The following is an 18122-nucleotide window of genomic DNA, read 5'->3' on the forward strand; positions in this document are numbered from 1 at the left end:
CCGACTAAATCGGCAGTTGCCGACGGAGAGAGCTATGACTGATTTAACTGCAAGCAGCCTGCGTGCGCTTAAACTGATGGACCTGACTACCCTTAACGACGATGACACCAATGAAAAAGTCATCGCCCTGTGCCATCAGGCAAAAACTGCAGTGGGTAACACGGCGGCCATCTGTATCTATCCGCGTTTTATTCCGATTGCGCGTAAAACGCTGAATGCGCAGGGCACCCCCGATGTGCGTATCGCGACGGTAACTAACTTTCCGCATGGTAACGACGACATTGATATTGCCCTGGCGGAAACCCGCGCTGCTATCGCTTATGGTGCAGACGAAGTGGACGTGGTGTTCCCGTACCGTGCGCTGATCGCCGGTAACGAGCAGGTGGGTTTTGATCTGGTCAAAGCCTGTAAAGAAGCCTGTGCGGCGGCAAACGTGCTGTTGAAAGTCATCATCGAAACCGGTGAGCTGAAAGAAGAAGCGTTGATCCGTAAGGCCTCTGAAATCTCCATCAAAGCCGGGGCGGATTTTATTAAAACGTCTACCGGTAAAGTACCGGTCAATGCCACGCCGGAAAGCGCTCGCATTATGCTGGAAGTGATCCGTGATATGGGCGTTGAGAAAACCGTTGGTTTCAAACCGGCTGGTGGCGTGCGTACCGCTGAAGACGCGCAGCAGTATCTGGCGATTGCCGATGCGCTGTTCGGTGCTGACTGGGCGGATGCCCGCCACTATCGCTTTGGCGCGTCCAGCCTGCTGGCAAGCCTGTTAAAGGCGTTGGGCCACGGCGACGGTAAGAGCGCAAGCAGCTACTGATTCACTCATCCTGCTTCAGGCTGCAGGTGCGTTGGCTGCACCTCCTTACCCAGGCCACTTGTTTTGGTAAGCGCCTGGGATACGCTTCCTTACCGCCTTCCTGCAGCCTGAATGATTTGAGTAAATCTTGCTTTTCATTGCGGCGGCTCATCCGCCGCCCTTAACCTGATTGTTCGGGGGTACCGTGTTTCTCGCACAAGAAATTATTCGTAAAAAACGTGATGGTCATGCGTTAAGCGAAGAAGAAATTCGCTTTTTTATCAATGGTATTCGCGATAATACCGTTTCCGAAGGGCAGATTGCTGCGCTGGCGATGACCATTTTCTTTCATGATATGTCGATGCCTGAGCGTGTTTCGCTGACCATGGCAATGCGAGATTCAGGAACGGTGCTGGACTGGAAAAGCCTTAACCTCAACGGCCCGATTGTCGATAAACACTCCACCGGCGGTGTGGGTGACGTGACCTCGCTGATGCTGGGACCGATGGTCGCCGCATGTGGCGGTTACATCCCGATGATCTCCGGGCGCGGCCTGGGGCATACCGGCGGTACGCTGGACAAACTGGAAGCCATTCCGGGCTTCGATATCTTCCCGGATGACCAGCGCTTCCGCGACATTATTAAAGATGTTGGTGTGGCGATTATCGGCCAGACCAGCTCTCTTGCCCCGGCGGATAAGCGTTTTTACGCCACGCGTGACATTACCGCGACCGTCGACTCCATTCCGCTGATCACCGCCTCGATCCTCGCCAAGAAACTGGCTGAAGGGCTGGATGCGCTGGTGATGGACGTGAAGGTGGGCAGCGGGGCCTTTATGCCGACATTTGAACTCTCTGCGGCGCTTGCCGAAGCGATCGTTGGCGTCTCCAACGGCGCAGGCGTGCGCACCACCGCGCTGCTCACCGACATGAACCAGGTGCTGGCCTCCAGCGCGGGTAATGCCGTTGAAGTCCGTGAAGCCGTGCAGTTCCTGACCGGCGAATACCGTAACCCGCGTCTGTTCGACGTGACTATGGCGCTGTGCGTTGAGATGTTGATTTCAGGCAAACTTGCCAGCGATGACGCCGAAGCGCGCGTGAAGCTGCAGGCGGTACTGGACAACGGCAAAGCGGCAGAGATCTTTGGTCGCATGGTTGCAGCCCAGAAAGGCCCAACCGATTTTGTCGAAAATTACGCCAGATACCTGCCCACCGCGATGCTGACGAAAGCGGTCTACGCAGACCATGAAGGTTTTGTGTCGGCGATGGATACCCGTGCGCTCGGCATGGCCGTCGTGTCGATGGGCGGCGGTCGTCGCCAGGCCTCTGACACTATTGACTACAGCGTCGGCTTTACGGATATGGCTCGCCTCGGCGAAAGCGTCGATGGACAGCGTCCGCTGGCCGTGATCCACGCGAAAGACGAAAACAGCTGGCAGGAAGCAGCGAAAGCCGTGAAAGCGGCGATTACGCTTGACGATAAAGCACCAGAATCCACACCAACGGTCTATCGTCGTATCGCTGAATAACTGTATACTGATCTGATCGCTATTTTTTGAAGCACTACGTACGGAGAACAATATGAAACGTGCATTTATTATGGTGCTGGACTCCTTCGGCATCGGCGCAACAGAAGATGCAGAACGTTTTGGTGACGTGGGTTCCGATACCCTCGGTCATATCGCAGAAGCCTGTGCCAAAGGCGAAGCGGACAACGGTCGTCAGGGCCCGCTGAATCTGCCAAACCTGACCCGCCTGGGTCTGGTCAAAGCGCATGAAGGTTCTACCGGTAAAATTGCTGCTGGTATGGACGGTAACGCGGAAGTGGTGGGCGCATATGCCTGGGCGCACGAGCTCTCTTCCGGTAAAGATACCCCGTCAGGCCACTGGGAAATCGCCGGTGTGCCGGTTCTGTTTGATTGGGGTTATTTCTCCGATCATGAAAACAGCTTCCCGCAGGAACTGCTGGATAAGCTGGTCAAGCGCGCCAACCTGCCAGGTTACCTTGGCAACTGCCACTCTTCCGGCACCGTTATCCTCGATCAGCTCGGCGAAGAGCACATGAAAACCGGTAAGCCGATTTTCTATACCTCCGCTGACTCCGTATTCCAGATTGCCTGTCATGAAGAGACCTATGGCCTGGATAAGCTTTACGAGCTGTGTGAAATCGCACGTGAAGAGCTGACCGAAGGTGGTTACAACATTGGTCGCGTTATCGCTCGTCCATTTGTTGGCGATAAAGCGGGTAACTTCCAGCGCACCGGCAACCGTCATGACCTCGCCGTTGAGCCACCGTCTGCGACGGTGCTGCAGAAATTTGTCGATGAAAAAGACGGCCAGGTGGTCTCCGTGGGTAAAATCGCGGACATCTACGCCAACTGTGGTATCACCAAAAAAGTGAAAGCGACCGGTCTGGACGCCCTCTTTGACGCCACCGTTCAGGAGATGAAAACGGCGGGTGATAACACCATTGTCTTTACCAACTTCGTGGATTTCGACTCATCATGGGGTCACCGTCGTGATGTCGCAGGCTACGCTGGCGGCCTGGAGCTGTTTGACCGTCGTCTGCCGGAGCTGATGGAGCTGGTCGGTGAAGATGATATTCTGATCTTGACCGCTGACCACGGCTGCGACCCGACCTGGCAGGGCACCGATCATACCCGTGAACACATTCCGGTGCTGATCTACGGCCCGAAAGTGAAACCAGGCTCGTTGGGACACCGTGAAACCTTTGCGGATATTGGCCAGACTGTCGCCTCGTTCTTCGGAACTTCGCCGATGGACTATGGCAAAAACATGCTTTAAATGCGTAGGGGTGGGCAGCGCTTGATGCCCATCCCAACCTTCTCCTACATGAAACATGGGTGCGGCCTGATGCCCTCACCCCAACCCTCTCCCACAGGAGAGGGTGAATTTAAAAATAAAAAGGAACTGAAGATGGCCACTCCTCACATTAACGCTGAAATGGGTGATTTCGCTGATGTTGTTCTGATGCCGGGCGATCCGCTGCGCGCCAAACACATTGCTGAGACGTTCTTTGAAGATATCCGCGAAGTAAATAACGTTCGCGGCATGCTGGGTTATACCGGTACCTATAAAGGCCGTAAAATCTCCGTGATGGGCCACGGTATGGGTATCCCGTCCTGCTCCATTTACGCGAAAGAGCTGATCACCGATTTCGGCGTGAAGAAAATCATCCGTGTGGGCTCCTGTGGCGCAGTACGCATGGACGTAAAACTGCGTGATATCGTTATCGGTATGGGTGCCTGCACCGACTCCAAAGTCAACCGTATGCGTTTCAAGGATCACGACTTTGCTGCGATTGCTGACTTCGACATGGTGCGTAATGCCGTTGATGCCGCTAAAGCGCTGGGCGTTGATGCCCGCGTCGGTAACATCTTCTCTGCGGACCTGTTCTATGCACCGGACGGCGGCGAGATGTTTGACGTGATGGAGAAATACGGCATCCTGGGCGTGGAAATGGAAGCGGCGGGCATCTATGGTGTTGCGGCCGAGTTTGGTGCAAAAGCGCTGACCATCTGTACCGTTTCCGACCATATCCGTACCCACGAGCAGACCACTTCTGCTGAACGTCAGACCACCTTCAACGACATGATCAAAATCGCGCTGGAATCTGTTCTGCTGGGCGACAAAGAGTAAGCATTTTTCAAACGGGTAGCGCTATGCTGCCCGTTTTATCTATTCATTTATTTTCCTCTCTTTCCTCTTTCTCCTTTTCTTTCATAACAATAACGCCATATATCTATTCATTAATCTATTCATCCATGAGCGCATTAACCGATTTACTCCTGCAAGAGCCGCGTTCCGCCCCTGACCTGCGGCAGTCGCTGGGAATCAGCCAGGCAACGTTCTCGCGTCTTGTGTCAGCACATGCTGAGATAGTGCAGTTTGGTAAAGCTCAGGCAACACGTTATGCACTCATCAGGCCGGTACGCGGTATCTCTTCTTTTCCTCTCTGGCAGGTCAATGCTCAGGGAAGCGCAAGTCAGTTTGGTGTGCTGTACCCCTGCTGGCCGCAGGGAAGCTGCCGATGTCGTTTGCGCCAGCGAATTCAGGTGCGATGCGCAACGAGGCTAGTGATATCAACGTGGATCTACGGTAAGCAAAGCGGCATGGATGTTTGCGGTGCCGCTCGCCGGGGAATTCTGGCAACAGGTGTTGGATGACAAACGCATCAGCGCGGGTTTTCAGGATCTCGCCCGCGCGATGCGAGAAAAGTTAACGCTGGCCGCCTCGATTATCCAGCGGCTGGCGTAAGGGGATTATCGCACCGCCCCCGCAATCCACGTCGTCAGTTCACGCAGTTCGGTTTCCTGGTCGGGGAAATCTCCCACCAATGCCTCACACTCCTGGACTAACGCATCGGCACGGTATAAACACCCTTGTAAACGGGCTGCGAGTGCTTCGAGCGGCGCAGGGTTCAGGCTATCGGTAAACACCTGTGTGCGGGTGATATGGCCTTTCTCCACGTCGAAATGCAGCTCCACGCCGCCCCAGGTGAAACGCTCATCCAGTAAGTGGCTAAACGCCGGTGCCTGACCAAAGTTCCACTCCCAACTGCTCTGGCGGGCAAAGGTTTCAGCGAAGTTTGGCAGATCCGGGGTCTTATCCGGTGAAATGATTTCAGCCTCTACTCGCTCACCGTAATGGGCGAAGAATGCTTCCGTTACCGCCTCGCAAATGCGTTCATGAGTGACACCTGGCAACAGATCGACCAAATTCGCGACGCGTCCACGCACCGACGTGATGCCTTTAGCCTGTAGTTTTTTCTTGTCCGGATTGAGGTAATTCGCCAGACGGCTTAAATCCGCATTCAGTAACAGCGTGCCGTGGTGGAAACCGCGATCTTTGGTTTCGCGGTAGGCTGAGCCTGAGACTTTGCGATCGCCTTCATCGGTTTTAACCACCAGATCATTTCGCCCGGAAGCCTCCGCCGTTACCCCAAGCGCGTTTAGCGCAGTGAGTACAATCGAGGTGGAGATGGTTTTGTCATACTCTGGCTTGCCTGCCATAAAGGTAAAACAGGTGTTACCGAGATCGTGAAAGACTGCGCCACCGCCGCTACTGCGTCGCGCGAGACGGACGTTATCTTCTTCCATGCGCCGCGTATTGCACTCTTTCCACGGGTTCTGCGCCCGGCCAATCACCACCGTGTCGGCGTTGCGCCATAAAAAGAGCACGCGCTGCGTGGCTGGCATCTGGCGAAAAATACACTCTTCAACCGCCAGATTGAACCAGGGATCGTAAGAGTCAGAGATAAGCAGGCGTAATGTTGTCATAGAATTTTTCCTTTTCGTCATGAGTAGCTTACCTGACCACTACTCTTTCTTTTCGCTCTCTTCTTCTTCCGCGACGGGTTTGTTGGCGGTCAGCAGGAAGGGGGATTGTTGCCAGCGAGTGCGTTTGCCCTGCAAGAGCGTGCGCGTGAGTACCACACCAATTGCCAGGGAGAGCAGCAGCATCAGGCGGAGAATATTCGTGGTGTTGTCGACCTGTTTGGATTCCGTCGCCAGCGTATGGGTATCAAGCGTTAAACGCAGATAACCCAGCGGGCCACTCTTTCCTTGTATCGGCTCAACAATTTGCTGGTTGAAGTAGCCGCCGGCTTTTTTTCCATCCAGGGCCAGCCTGTCGCGCACCTCTACGCTCTCCCCGGCGCGTGCGACAAGATCGCCGCTTTCATCGTAGACCCCCGCATCCAGAATCCGGCTCTCTTCCGTTAATTGCCGAAGCACTACGCCAATCCGTTTTTCATCAGGCGTTTCGGTGCGCATCAGCGGCGCAAGGTTCAGCGTCACCTGCTTTGCCAGCGTGCGGGCAAGCTCCTCGAACTGCGGATTTCGCTGACGCTGATGATTCTGGCTGAACCAGGAGGCACCTTGCATCAGGGCGACCAGCAGAGCCAGACAGAAAAGCACGATCACAGCGCGATGAAGCCTGAATTTAAGTTTTGCGCGAGCCATATTCCACCTGTTGAAAATTTGCGGCTTAATGTTGCCAGAAGCGCTGGTTACAAGGTAGCCTCATGCGTTATTTTTACCTCAGCACATATCCCTACAGGAGCTGTAATGCCGAATAATTTGACCTGGTGCGACCTGCCCAACGACGTTTCTCAGTGGCCTGGTTTGCCGCTCTCTTTAAGTGGCGATGAGGTCATGCCCCTGGATTATCACGCAGGACGCAGCGGATGGCTTCTGTACGGACGTAAACTGGATAAAGCCCACCTGACCGCCTGGCAGCGGAAACTGGGGGCGGCGATGGTCATCGTCGCGGCCTGGCGCGTCGATGACTATCAGGTGATTCGCCTTGCCGGTTCGCTAACGCCGCGCGCAACGCGCCTGGCGCACGATAACGGACTGGACGTCGCCCCACTCGGTAAGATCCCGTCGCTGCGTGCCCCCGGTCTGATGGTTATGGACATGGACTCCACGGCCATTCAAATCGAGTGCATTGATGAAATTGCCAAACTGGCGGGAACCGGTGAGCAGGTGGCTGAAGTCACGGAACGTGCGATGCGCGGTGAGCTGGACTTCACTGCCAGCCTGCGCAGCCGGGTGGCGACGCTCAAGGGCGCCGATGCCACCATTCTCCATCAGGTTCGTGAAACGCTGCCCCTGATGCCAGGGCTTACCCAGATGGTACTGAAAATGCAAACGCTGGGCTGGAAAGTGGCTATCGCGTCCGGTGGCTTTACCTTTTTTGCCGACCATCTGCGCGATAAACTGAATTTAGCAGCGGCGGTCGCCAATCAGTTGGAAACCTTTGACGGTAAGTTCACCGGCAACGTGCTGGGCGATATTGTCGATGCGCAGTACAAAGCAAAAACGCTTACCGAACTTGCTGAAAAATTTGATATTCCCCTTACCCAGACTATCGCTATCGGTGATGGCGCGAACGATCTGCCGATGATCAAAGCTGCTGGCCTGGGCATTGCCTACCATGCCAAACCGAAAGTTAACGAGAAGGCGGAAGTTACCATCCGTCACGCTGACCTGATGGGGGTGTTCTGCATTCTCTCAGCCAGCATCAGTAAAAAATAGACGAGGTCTCCGTGGCGAAAGCTCCAAAACGCGCATTTGTCTGTAATGAATGTGGTGCCGATTATCCGCGCTGGCAGGGGCAGTGCAGCGCCTGTCATGCCTGGAACACCATCACCGAAGTGCGTGGTATAGCCGCTTCGCCAGCCGTAGCACGTAATGAGCGCCTGAGCGGTTATGCGGGCAATGCGGGTGTCTCTAAAGTACAAAAGCTCTCTGAAATCAGCCTGGAGGCACTGCCGCGCTTCTCGACAGGATTTAAAGAGTTTGACCGCGTACTCGGCGGCGGTGTGGTGCCGGGGAGCGCCATTCTGATTGGCGGTAATCCGGGGGCGGGTAAATCCACGTTGCTGCTGCAAACGCTTTGCCGGCTCGCCGAACAGATGAAAACGCTGTACGTCACGGGTGAGGAGTCTTTACAGCAGGTGGCAATGCGCGCGCACCGTCTGGGCCTGCCGACTGGTAATCTGAATATGCTCTCGGAAACCAGCATTGAGCAGATCTGCATGATTGCGGAAGAAGAGCAGCCGAAGCTGATGGTTATTGACTCCATCCAGGTCATGCACATGGCTGAGATCCAGTCCTCACCGGGCAGCGTGGCGCAGGTGCGTGAAACCGCCGCCTGGCTGACGCGTTTTGCCAAGACACGCGGGGTGGCGATTGTGATGGTGGGGCATGTCACCAAAGACGGCTCGCTGGCCGGGCCAAAAGTGCTTGAACACTGCATCGACTGCTCGGTGATGCTTGATGGCGATGCGGATTCCCGTTTCCGTACTCTGCGTAGTCACAAAAACCGTTTTGGTGCGGTGAACGAACTCGGTGTGTTCGCGATGACCGAGCAGGGGCTGCGCGAAGTCAGTAACCCGTCAGCCATCTTTCTGAGCCGTGGTGATGAAGTAACCTCCGGCAGCTCTGTCATGGTGCTGTGGGAAGGAACGCGTCCGCTGCTGGTAGAGATTCAGGCGCTGGTGGATCAGTCAATGATGGGCAACCCACGGCGTGTCGCCGTCGGGCTTGAGCAAAACCGGCTGGCTATTTTGCTGGCAGTGCTGCATCGCCACGGTGGTCTGCAGATGGCCGATCAGGACGTCTTTGTCAACGTGGTGGGCGGCGTGAAGGTAACAGAAACCAGTGCTGACCTGGCGCTGCTGCTGGCAATGGTTTCCAGTCTGCGCGACAGGCCGCTGCCGCAGGATCTGGTGGTCTTTGGTGAAGTGGGCCTGGCGGGAGAAATTCGCCCGGTGCCGAGCGGGCAGGAGCGCATTGCAGAAGCGGCAAAACATGGTTTTCGTCGTGCGATTGTGCCTGCAGCCAACGTGCCGAAAAAGGCGCCTGAAGGGATGCAAGTCTTTGGTGTGAAGAAGCTTTCAGATGCCTTAAGTGTTTTTGACGACCTATAATAACGTATTCGAACACGCAGGAGGCACCGACTCATTATGTCGTCATTCGACTATCTAAAAACTGCCATCCGCCAGAAGGGCTGCACTTTGCAGCAGGTTGCGGATGCAAGCGGCATGACCAAGGGCTATTTAAGCCAACTGCTTAACGCCAAAATCAAAAGCCCCAGCGCACAAAAGCTGGAGGCGTTACACCGCTTTCTTGGTCTTGAATTTCCCCGCCAGCAGAAAAACATCGGCGTGGTCTTTGGTAAATTTTACCCGTTACACACCGGGCATATTTATCTGATTCAGCGCGCCTGTAGTCAGGTCGATGAACTGCATATCGTGATGGGGTATGACGAAAAGCGCGACCGTGAGCTTTTTGAAAACAGCGCCATGTCTCAGCAGCCAACCATCAGCGATCGCCTGCGCTGGCTGCTTCAAACCTTCAAATACCAAAAAAATATTCGCATCCATGCCTTTAACGAAGAGGGGATGGAGCCCTATCCGCACGGCTGGGATGTCTGGAGCAAAGGCATCAACGCTTTCATGGACGAAAAGGGGATTCAGCCTAACTGGATTTACACCTCAGAAGAGGCGGATGCGGAGCAATATCTCGAACATCTCGGCGTGCAGACGGTGTTAATCGACCCGAAACGCACATTCATGAACATCAGCGGCGGGCAGATCCGTGCGAATCCGTTCCGCTACTGGGATTATATTCCGACCGAAGTGAAGCCGTTTTTTGTACGCACCGTGGCTATCCTCGGCGGGGAGTCCAGCGGAAAATCGACGCTGGTAAATAAGCTCGCCAATATTTTCAATACCACCAGCGCCTGGGAGTACGGGCGGGATTATGTTTTCTCTCACCTGGGTGGCGATGAGATGGCGCTGCAATATTCTGACTATGACAAAATCGCCTTAGGTCAGGCGCAGTACATTGATTTTGCTGTTAAATACGCCAATAAAATCGCGTTTATTGACACCGACTTCGTGACCACTCAGGCCTTTTGCCTGAAGTATGAAGGGCGCGAACATCCCTTCGTGCAGGCGATGATCGACGAGTACCGGTTTGACCTTGTGATCCTGCTGGAAAATAACGTCCCCTGGGTAGCCGATGGGCTGCGAAGTCTGGGCAGTTCAGTGGACCGCCGGGAGTTCCAGAACATGCTGGTGGAGATGCTCAAAGAGAACAATATCACCTGGCGACACGTTGAAGAGCCGGATTACGATTCGCGGTTTCTGCACTGTGTGGAGCTGGTGAGAGAGTTGATGGGGGAGGAGGGGTAGGGCCCGTGGTCTGCTGCTCTCACCCCGGCCCTCTCCCACAGGGCTGAAAGATCCCCAGTACTATGACGTTTTACAGCGATACCACGGCGAAATGAGAATAAAACCGTCACCGCGATGACAGGGTCCGGCTGAAAATCGATGAGGCGTGACGGCTGACCGGGTCCGCCCGCAGGGAAGCGGGCGGAGGGGATAGCCTGCAGGGAGGCAGGCTGGTCCCCGACCCGATAGTCAGACGACATAAGACGACAAAATTGCCGGGAGCGATTTTGAATAGCGCCTGCGCTAGCCCTGAAAGGGTCAGTCCCAGGGATGGGGCGAATAATGCCGCGCCAGCGGCGATTTTCCTGGCCGGGAGCCCGGGTCGCCAGGGTGGTGGCGGTGAACCACCCTGGCACGTTCACGGGTTCTGGCGTGACAGAAAAGCAAGGAACATAAGGTGAACGGAACGACCACAAGCGCCGCATGTTCCCCCTCACTCTAACCCTCTCCCCGGTGGGGCGAGGGGACCAGGCGTGCTCGCATTTTTTTCTGGGGATTCTTCAGCCCACGGGGAGAAGGCGCAAACAATAAAAAAGGCAGCTAACGCTGCCTTTTTGCTTTTTATTTTGCAATACGCTTGTACTTGATACGCTTCGGCTCCAGCGCGTCAGCGCCGAGGGTGCGTTTCTTGTACTCTTCGTACTCGGTAAAGTTCCCTTCAAAGAATTCCACTTTACCTTCATCCTGGTAGTCCAGAATGTGGGTAGCAATACGGTCAAGGAACCAACGGTCGTGCGAGATAACCATCGCGCAACCCGGGAACTCCAGCAGGGCGTTTTCTAACGCACGCAGGGTTTCGATATCCAGGTCGTTAGTTGGTTCATCAAGGAGCAGCACGTTACCGCCAACCTGCAGCAGTTTCGCCAGATGCAGACGACCGCGTTCACCACCGGACAGCTCGCCCACGCGTTTGCCCTGATCAACACCTTTAAAGTTGAAGCGGCCAACGTAGGCGCGGCTTGGCATCTCGGTGTTGCCGATACGCATGATATCCAGCCCGCCGGAGACTTCTTCCCAGACGGTTTTGCTGTTATCCATCGCGTCACGGAACTGGTCGACGGACGCCAGTTTAACGGTATCACCGAGGGTGATTGAACCTGCATCCGGCTGTTCCTGGCCAGACATCATGCGGAACAGGGTAGATTTACCCGCGCCGTTCGGGCCGATGATTCCGACGATAGCGCCCTTCGGTACCGAGAAGCTCAGATCGTCAATCAGCACGCGGTCGCCGTAAGACTTACGCAGGTTGCTGACCTCAACCACTTTGTCCCCGAGACGTGCGCCAGGCGGAATAAAGAGTTCGTTGGTTTCGTTACGTTTCTGGTACTCAACGTTGTTAAGCTCTTCAAAACGCGCCAGACGGGCTTTGCCCTTAGACTGACGGCCTTTCGCGCCCTGACGAACCCACTCCAGCTCTTTCTCAATGGATTTACGACGGGCCGCTTCCTGAGACGCTTCCTGTGCCAGACGCTGATCTTTCTGCTCCAGCCAGGAGGAGTAGTTGCCTTCCCACGGAATACCTTCACCGCGGTCAAGCTCCAGGATCCAGCCGGCAACGTTATCGAGGAAGTAACGGTCGTGGGTAATTGCCACCACGGTGCCTTCGAAGTCGTGCAGGAAGCGTTCCAGCCAGGCCACAGATTCGGCATCGAGGTGGTTCGTTGGTTCGTCGAGCAGCAGCATGTCCGGTTTTTCGAGCAGCAGGCGGCAGAGTGCCACACGGCGGCGTTCACCACCGGAGAGGTTAGCGATTTTCGCATCCCAGTCCGGCAGACGCAGGGCGTCAGCAGCACGTTCCAGCTGTACGTTCAGGTTATGACCGTCGTGTGCCTGAATGATTTCTTCGAACTTGCCCTGTTGCGCTGCGAGCTTATCGAAGTCCGCGTCCGGCTCAGCGTACTTCGCGTACACTTCATCAAGCCCTTTCAGCGCGTTAACGACGTCTGCAACCGCCTCTTCAACGGACTCACGGACGGTTTGCTCAGGGTTTAACTGCGGCTCCTGCGGCAGGTAACCGATTTTAAGACCCGGCTGAGGGCGTGCTTCGCCTTCGATATCAGTATCAATGCCGGCCATAATGCGCAGCAGGGTAGATTTACCGGCGCCGTTAAGGCCCAGTACGCCAATTTTTGCGCCAGGGAAGAAACTCAGCGAGATGTTTTTAAGAATATGACGTTTCGGCGGAACCACTTTGCCGACACGGTGCATGGTGTATACGAATTGAGCCACGTTGGACTTCGCCTCTTTTATGTAATATCAACAGCGGAGTGTAGCCGTTTTCTTTGTCCAATCCCAGCCAGCCTCGAAAGCTGTGTTAAAACATGCGAGAAAGGTAAAAAAGTGTGCATGACGTGGCGCGTTGCGCCGGGCACGGTTAGCATTAAGTGAGTCTGTGGCATGAGGCTGCAATGACCGTTTTGATGAGAGGAATGCGCAGTGCAGAGAGCTAAACAAGCCGCCTGGCGTTACCTGGCGGCCAGTATGTGTTTACTGTCCCTCAGTAATGCAGCGCGAGCGGACTCGCTGGATGAACAACGTAGTCGTTACGCCCAGGTTAAGCAGGCGTGGGACAAAAAGCAGATGGATGTGGTGGCACAGTTAATGCCGACACTCAAAGATTATCCGCTCTATCCCTATCTGGAATATCGCCAGATAACTGACGATCTGATGAACCAACCCACCGTCACCGTCAGCCATTTTATTCAGGAAAATCCTACGCTTCCGCCCGCTCGTACCCTGAAGACACGCTTTGTAAATGAGCTGGCGCGCCGACAGGACTGGCGTGGTTTGCTGGCGTTCAGTCCGGAAAAACCGTCAACGACCGAAGCGCAGTGTAATTACTACTATGCGAAGTGGAACACCGGGCAGGCCGAGGAGGCCTGGCAGGGGGCGAAGGAACTCTGGCTCACCGGAAGCAGCCAACCGAATGCGTGTGACCAGCTGTTTGGCGCGTGGCGTGCTTCTGGCAAACAAGATCCTCTGGCATTTCTGGAACGGATCCGTCTGGCGATGAAGGCGGGAAATACCCGACTGGTGACGCTACTGGCCGGGCAGATGCCATCGGATTATCAAACCATCTCGACGGCAATAATTACGCTTGCCAACGACCCGAATAGCGTCATGAATTTTGCCCGCACCACCGGCGCGACGGACTTTACGCGGCAGATGGCAGCCGAGGCATTCGAAAGCGTGGCCCGTCAGGATGTGGAAAATGCACGCCTGATGATCCCATCTCTGGTGCAGGCGCAGCAGCTTAATGAAGATCAAACTCAGATCCTACGGGACACCGTGGCCTGGCGGCTGATGGGCAATGATGTCACCGATGAGCAGGCGCGTTGGCGTGATGATGCCATTATGCGATCCCAGTCGACGTCTATCGTAGAGCGCCGCGTGCGAATGGCGATTGGTACCGGGGATCGCGCCGGGTTAAATACCTGGCTTGCCCGTCTGCCGATGGATGCCAAAGAAAAAGATGAATGGCGCTACTGGCAGGCCGATCTGCTGCTGGAGCGGGGCCGTGAGACAGAGGCAAAAGAGATCCTGCATGCGCTCATGCAGCAGCGTGGCTTCTACCCTATGGTCGCGGCCCAGCGGCTGGGCGAAGCGTACACCATGAAGATTGATAAAGCACAAGGTAACATCGACCCTGCACTCTCTCAGGGGCCGGAAATGGCCAGAGTCCGTGAGCTCATGTACTGGCAGTTGGATAATACGGCACGCAGCGAATGGGCCAATCTCATTACCAGCCGCAGCGTTTCAGAACAAGCCCAGCTGGCCCGCTACGCATTTGATCGGCACTGGTGGGATCTGAGCGTTCAGGCGACGATCGCCGGTAAGCTTTGGGATCAACTGGAGGAGCGTTTCCCGCTGGCGTATCAGGATCTCTATGCGCGTTATACGCAGGGGAAAGATATTCCGCAAAGCTATGCAATGGCAATCTCACGTCAGGAAAGCGCCTGGAATCCCAAAGTCCGCTCACCGGTGGGGGCCAGCGGTTTGATGCAAATTATGCCAGCAACGGCAACGCACACGGTGAAGATGTTCAATATTCCGGGCTACAGCAACGCGGTACAGCTGCTTGATCCGGAAACCAATATCAACATTGGAACCAGCTATTTGCAGTATGTGTACCAGCAGTTTGGTAATAACCGCATTTTCTCCTCTGCGGCCTACAATGCCGGGCCGGGTCGCGTGCGGACCTGGCTTAATAACAGTGCCGGGCGCATCGATGCGGTTGCGTTTATTGAAAGCATTCCCTTCTCTGAAACGCGCGGTTATGTGAAAAACGTGCTCGCCTATGACGCTTACTATCGTTTCTTCATGGACGGCACCAGGCCCACTGTGCTGACCGAGGCGGAGTGGCAGCGTCGTTACTGATCGTCATGTTTATGCTATGCTGCGTACTCTTTAACGAGTACGCAGCAAAATGGCGGAATATTATGACCCAACAATCACCCTATTCAGCGGCCATGGCCGAACAACGCAACCAGGAATGGCTGCGCTTCGTTGAACTCGTCAGGCAATCTTATGAGAAGGATTTGCATCTCCCGCTGCTCAATTTAATGCTTACTCCCGATGAGCGTGAAGCGTTGGGGACGCGCGTGCGAATAATTGAAGAGCTGCTGCGCGGTGAGATGAGCCAGCGTGAGCTGAAAACAGAGTTGGGTGCCGGTATCGCCACCATCACCCGTGGCTCCAACAGCCTGAAGTCGGCACCGGCCGACCTGCGGGTGTGGCTGGAAGAGATTTTACTGAACGCTCAGCGATAGACCGCATTGTGAAAGGGGCTTAAGGCCAGAATCACCGCCTGGTGATAAACGCTGGCACGGGTGAGTTTACCGGCGGTGAATACCCCGATGGCCCCCTCTTTACGACCAATTTCATCAATCCCGGTGAAGTGTGACATTGCCGGACCAAGGGCTTCACCCGCACGGACTTTTTCCAGAATGACCTCTGGCAGGGGCAGGGTCGCCGAGCGTGCTTCGCCGCGCTGGTCGCCCTTCTCAATCACTACCCAGCTAAAGGTGCTACCTTCATCGATACCGGCCTCGATGGCGACCCAAAACGTCGCATCGGGTCTGGCAAGACGTGCATTGTTTACCCGGTTGCGCGCACCCAGACGGGTCTCTTCATTACCGAGTGGCTGTTCCGGTACACCGCTATCAACGTCAACGGATTCAATTTCACAGGAATCTTCGCCGTAAATCTCATTAAAAGCGTGCAGAATCGCCCGAATTTTGGCGGGATTGGTGGTAGCTGCGACAACATGGTGCATAATCTATTATTGGCAACCCGGAATGAGATGCGTTCTTCATGGCGGGATAGCCGTCCTCTTATAAAAAATTTCATCGCAGTATAATGGATAAAAAAGCATGTTACAGGTATACCTTGTTCGCCACGGTGAAACGCAGTGGAACGCCGAGCGTCGTATTCAAGGCCAGTCAGACAGTCCGTTAACCGAGAAAGGAGAGCAGCAGGCATGGCAGGTTGCTGAGCGCGCCAAAGCGCTGGGCATCACGCATATTATTGCCAGCGATCTTGGACGGACGCGTCGCACGGCTGAAATCATTGCGGAATTATGTGGATGCGAGATAACCCTTGATTCCCGTCTGCGTGAGCTGGATATGGGCGTTCTTGAAACACGTCGTATCGAATCCCTGACGGAAGAAGAAGAGGGCTGGCGCCGGACGCTGGTCAATGGCACCGAGGGTGGGCGTATTCCCGAGGGGGAATCCATGCAGGAGCTGGGCGACCGGATGCACGCGGCGCTGGCGGCCTGTCTCGATCTGCCGCAGGGTAGCCGCCCGCTTATTGTCAGTCATGGCATGGCGCTGGGCTGCCTGGTCAGTACCATTCTTGGTCTGCCTGCTTATGCGGAACGCCGTCTGCGGTTGCGTAACTGCTCTATCTCCCGAATCGACTATCAGGACAGTGCATGGCTGGCTTCAGGCTGGGTCGTGGAGACAGCAGGGGACGTGTCACATCTGGACGCCCCTGCGTTAGATGAATTGCAGCGTTAACGCCGGACCGGCACTAAATATTCGCAGCGAATATGACGTGGCTCTTCGGAGCGTGCGTCATCCTGCGGATAGAAGCGTTCAATATCCTGGCCTTTACGGCGGGTCAGATTGAGCATGGGCATGCAGGTGCCGTATACGGTCAGGATAAACTCCTGTATACCGCTCGCCAGGCCGTCGTAGGAGAACATCACGTAGTCGCCGCCTTCCAGCAGCACGGGATGGGCGTTATGTATATGCCCGTTCGCAATCTCTGGTGTCAGTGCCGTGGTGTAAAAAACTTCCTGCTCATCATCTTTCTCCAGGCTCGGACGCGGTTCATGCAACCCGTACATCTCCGCAGGAACTGAAGGCGCGTTAGCCAAAAATTCACGCCAGAACTGAATGCGCATCTGATGACGGAAATCGGAAATCTCTTCCAGAGAGCAGGTGTAGCTTTGGGTTACCCCGACCAGTTGGGTCGGAGGAAGCGTCACAAACTCGTGTTTCGGCATGGCGAATTCGCCTAAACGCATGGGTGGGCGGATGCCAAACGCGCTCCAGTCAGGCGAACGGCGGTAGAGTGCGGGAGTCTGTGAAAATTGCTTTTTAAAAGCGCGGGTAAAGGTTTGCTGCGAATCAAACCGATATTGCAGCGCGATATCCAGAATAGGACGCGAGGTCAGACGCAGCGCGACAGCGGATTTAGACAAGCGACGGGCACGAATGTAGGCGCCGATAGCATGGCCCGTCACGTCTTTGAACATCCTTTGCAGATGCCACTTGGAATAACCTGCTTTTGCCGCCACATTGTCCAGTGATAACGGCTGATCGAGATGGCCTTCAAGCCATGCAAGTAGATCGCGAATAATACCAGCCTGATCCATATCTATCCTCTTCCATAAAACGGCGAACGCCTGATACAAGGATGGGATAATATCATCGTTTGTTGTTTTAGCATTCAGTGTTTTTTTTGCGCATAAATGCGCATTGTCTCTGATTTTCATGGTGATTTTTGTAAATTAGTGATCTATAAACGTTTTCGCCTACGGCTATGAATAGTTGCTCAACGTTATATTCAGAAATGGTAACAATATGAAATATACAAGCCTCATCCTTTCCTCATTACTGCTGCTGAGTGCGGCCGCACAGGCAGAACAGATTGGCTCCGTGGACACCGTTTTTAAAATGTTTGGTCCGGACCATAAAATCGTTGTGGAAGCCTTTGACGACCCGGATGTTAAAAACGTGACCTGCTATATCAGCAGAGCAAAAACCGGTGGTATTAAAGGCGGGCTGGGCCTGGCGGAAGATACCTCCGATGCCGCCATTTCCTGCCAGCAGGTAGGGCCGATTGAGGTCAGCGATAAAATCAAACAGGGGAAAGCGCAGGGGGATGTCGTCTTCCAGAAACGCACGTCGCTGGTGTTTAAGAAGCTACAGGTCGTTCGCTTTTACGATGCTAAACGCAACGCGCTCATCTATCTGACCTACTCCGACAAAGTCGTGGAAGGGTCGCCGAAGAACGCGCTGAGCGCCGTGCCGATCATGCCCTGGGGCAAATAAGG

Annotated in this window: 17 protein-coding genes and 1 pseudogene; 13 read left to right on the top strand and 5 right to left on the bottom strand. The window is 55.0% G+C overall.

Translation table 11 applies throughout. The features are described 5' to 3' along the window. Nucleotides 1–34: 34 nt before the first annotated feature. The 6 genes and pseudogenes from deoC (at nucleotide 35) to M1D91_RS03155 (ending at nucleotide 5070) form a co-directional block, all read left to right on the top strand. Nucleotides 35–814, top strand: coding sequence for a deoxyribose-phosphate aldolase (gene deoC / locus M1D91_RS03130; protein ID WP_437431075.1), 780 nt, complete (start codon nucleotides 35–37; stop codon nucleotides 812–814). Nucleotides 815–998: 184 nt separating this feature from the next. Further along, nucleotides 999–2321, top strand: coding sequence for a thymidine phosphorylase (gene deoA / locus M1D91_RS03135; protein WP_437431076.1), 1323 nt, complete (start codon nucleotides 999–1001; stop codon nucleotides 2319–2321). Nucleotides 2322–2373: 52 nt separating this feature from the next. Continuing rightward, complete coding sequence (gene deoB / locus M1D91_RS03140) at nucleotides 2374–3597, top strand: phosphopentomutase (RefSeq protein ID WP_437431077.1); 1224 nt, start codon at nucleotides 2374–2376, stop codon at nucleotides 3595–3597. 132 nt (nucleotides 3598–3729) lie between these two features. Further along, nucleotides 3730–4452: a purine-nucleoside phosphorylase gene (gene deoD, locus M1D91_RS03145; RefSeq protein ID WP_047371922.1), complete on the top strand. Its 723-nt coding sequence runs from the start codon at nucleotides 3730–3732 to the stop codon at nucleotides 4450–4452. Between the two features lie 125 nt (nucleotides 4453–4577). Continuing rightward, a pseudogene (locus M1D91_RS03150) lies at nucleotides 4578–4841 on the top strand (type II toxin-antitoxin system HipA family toxin YjjJ); the annotation flags it as partial. Between the two features lie 88 nt (nucleotides 4842–4929). Then, nucleotides 4930–5070 (top strand): hypothetical protein, encoded by a 141-nt coding sequence (locus M1D91_RS03155; RefSeq protein WP_437431216.1) that lies wholly within the window; start codon nucleotides 4930–4932, stop codon nucleotides 5068–5070. Nucleotides 5071–5075: 5 nt separating this feature from the next. Here the strand turns inward: M1D91_RS03155 and lplA are convergent, their stop codons facing one another. After that, nucleotides 5076–6092, bottom strand: coding sequence for a lipoate--protein ligase LplA (gene lplA, locus M1D91_RS03160; protein ID WP_437431078.1), 1017 nt, complete (start codon nucleotides 6090–6092; stop codon nucleotides 5076–5078). 39 nt (nucleotides 6093–6131) lie between these two features. Beyond that, a complete protein-coding gene (locus M1D91_RS03165) occupies nucleotides 6132–6776 on the bottom strand; it encodes a YtjB family periplasmic protein (RefSeq protein ID WP_437431079.1) in 645 nt (214 codons plus the stop codon). A gap of 105 nt (nucleotides 6777–6881) precedes the next feature. Between M1D91_RS03165 and serB the strand changes: the two genes are divergently transcribed. Genes serB through nadR form a run of 3 tightly spaced genes read left to right on the top strand, consistent with a single transcriptional unit; the run spans nucleotide 6882 to nucleotide 10519 of the window. Further along, nucleotides 6882–7853, top strand: coding sequence for a phosphoserine phosphatase (gene serB / locus M1D91_RS03170; protein WP_437431080.1), 972 nt, complete (start codon nucleotides 6882–6884; stop codon nucleotides 7851–7853). Nucleotides 7854–7864: 11 nt separating this feature from the next. Continuing rightward, nucleotides 7865–9250: a DNA repair protein RadA gene (radA, locus tag M1D91_RS03175; RefSeq protein ID WP_437431081.1), complete on the top strand. Its 1386-nt coding sequence runs from the start codon at nucleotides 7865–7867 to the stop codon at nucleotides 9248–9250. Nucleotides 9251–9286: 36 nt separating this feature from the next. After that, nucleotides 9287–10519: a multifunctional transcriptional regulator/nicotinamide-nucleotide adenylyltransferase/ribosylnicotinamide kinase NadR gene (gene nadR, locus M1D91_RS03180; protein ID WP_437431082.1), complete on the top strand. Its 1233-nt coding sequence runs from the start codon at nucleotides 9287–9289 to the stop codon at nucleotides 10517–10519. Nucleotides 10520–11119: 600 nt separating this feature from the next. Here the strand turns inward: nadR and ettA are convergent. Next, entirely contained in the window at nucleotides 11120–12787 is a 1668-nt protein-coding gene (gene ettA, locus M1D91_RS03185) for an energy-dependent translational throttle protein EttA (RefSeq protein WP_437431083.1), read from the bottom strand. A 207-nt stretch (nucleotides 12788–12994) separates the two neighbouring features. Between ettA and sltY the strand changes: the two genes are divergently transcribed. Together sltY and trpR are read left to right on the top strand one after the other, a co-directional pair. Beyond that, on the top strand, nucleotides 12995–14935 hold the full coding sequence (gene sltY / locus M1D91_RS03190; protein WP_437431084.1) for a murein transglycosylase: 1941 nt from the start codon (nucleotides 12995–12997) through the stop codon (nucleotides 14933–14935). A 62-nt stretch (nucleotides 14936–14997) separates the two neighbouring features. Then, complete coding sequence (gene trpR, locus M1D91_RS03195; RefSeq protein ID WP_437431085.1) at nucleotides 14998–15327, top strand: trp operon repressor; 330 nt, start codon at nucleotides 14998–15000, stop codon at nucleotides 15325–15327. On the opposite strand, the gene yjjX is transcribed toward trpR, so the two are convergent. Then, entirely contained in the window at nucleotides 15318–15833 is a 516-nt protein-coding gene (gene yjjX / locus M1D91_RS03200) for an inosine/xanthosine triphosphatase (protein ID WP_437431086.1), read from the bottom strand. The two genes, trpR and yjjX, sit on opposite strands and share 10 nt — an antisense overlap. A gap of 97 nt (nucleotides 15834–15930) precedes the next feature. Between yjjX and gpmB the strand changes: the two genes are divergently transcribed. Next, entirely contained in the window at nucleotides 15931–16578 is a 648-nt protein-coding gene (gene gpmB / locus M1D91_RS03205; RefSeq protein ID WP_437431087.1) for a 2,3-diphosphoglycerate-dependent phosphoglycerate mutase GpmB, read from the top strand. Here the strand turns inward: gpmB and robA are convergent. Beyond that, the gene (robA, locus tag M1D91_RS03210) at nucleotides 16575–17441 is read right to left on the bottom strand and encodes an MDR efflux pump AcrAB transcriptional activator RobA (RefSeq protein WP_437431088.1); all 867 of its coding nucleotides are present in this window, start codon (nucleotides 17439–17441) and stop codon (nucleotides 16575–16577) included. The two genes, gpmB and robA, sit on opposite strands and share 4 nt — an antisense overlap. A gap of 208 nt (nucleotides 17442–17649) precedes the next feature. Between robA and creA the strand changes: the two genes are divergently transcribed. Beyond that, nucleotides 17650–18120 carry a protein CreA gene (gene creA, locus M1D91_RS03215; RefSeq protein WP_437431089.1) on the top strand — a complete coding sequence of 157 codons (471 nt, stop codon included), beginning with the start codon at nucleotides 17650–17652 and terminating at the stop codon, nucleotides 18118–18120. The last annotated feature ends 2 nt before the right edge of the window (nucleotides 18121–18122 follow it).

Source organism: Enterobacter sp. SA197 (assembly GCF_054131575.1).

What these genes read in the sequence shown, in the direction of transcription:
- deoC (WP_437431075.1), top strand. Translation starts at nt 35, where the DNA reads ATGACTGATTTAACTGCAAGCAGCCTGCGTGCGCTTAAACTGATGGAC.
- deoB (WP_437431077.1), top strand. Translation starts at nt 2,374, where the DNA reads ATGAAACGTGCATTTATTATGGTGCTGGACTCCTTCGGCATCGGCGCA.
- deoD (WP_047371922.1), top strand. Translation starts at nt 3,730, where the DNA reads ATGGCCACTCCTCACATTAACGCTGAAATGGGTGATTTCGCTGATGTT.
- M1D91_RS03155 (WP_437431216.1), top strand. Translation starts at nt 4,930, where the DNA reads ATGTTTGCGGTGCCGCTCGCCGGGGAATTCTGGCAACAGGTGTTGGAT.
- lplA (WP_437431078.1), bottom strand. Translation starts at nt 6,092, where the DNA reads ATGACAACATTACGCCTGCTTATCTCTGACTCTTACGATCCCTGGTTC.
- M1D91_RS03165 (WP_437431079.1), bottom strand. Translation starts at nt 6,776, where the DNA reads ATGGCTCGCGCAAAACTTAAATTCAGGCTTCATCGCGCTGTGATCGTG.
- serB (WP_437431080.1), top strand. Translation starts at nt 6,882, where the DNA reads ATGCCGAATAATTTGACCTGGTGCGACCTGCCCAACGACGTTTCTCAG.
- nadR (WP_437431082.1), top strand. Translation starts at nt 9,287, where the DNA reads ATGTCGTCATTCGACTATCTAAAAACTGCCATCCGCCAGAAGGGCTGC.
- trpR (WP_437431085.1), top strand. Translation starts at nt 14,998, where the DNA reads ATGACCCAACAATCACCCTATTCAGCGGCCATGGCCGAACAACGCAAC.
- yjjX (WP_437431086.1), bottom strand. Translation starts at nt 15,833, where the DNA reads ATGCACCATGTTGTCGCAGCTACCACCAATCCCGCCAAAATTCGGGCG.
- gpmB (WP_437431087.1), top strand. Translation starts at nt 15,931, where the DNA reads ATGTTACAGGTATACCTTGTTCGCCACGGTGAAACGCAGTGGAACGCC.
- robA (WP_437431088.1), bottom strand. Translation starts at nt 17,441, where the DNA reads ATGGATCAGGCTGGTATTATTCGCGATCTACTTGCATGGCTTGAAGGC.
- creA (WP_437431089.1), top strand. Translation starts at nt 17,650, where the DNA reads ATGAAATATACAAGCCTCATCCTTTCCTCATTACTGCTGCTGAGTGCG.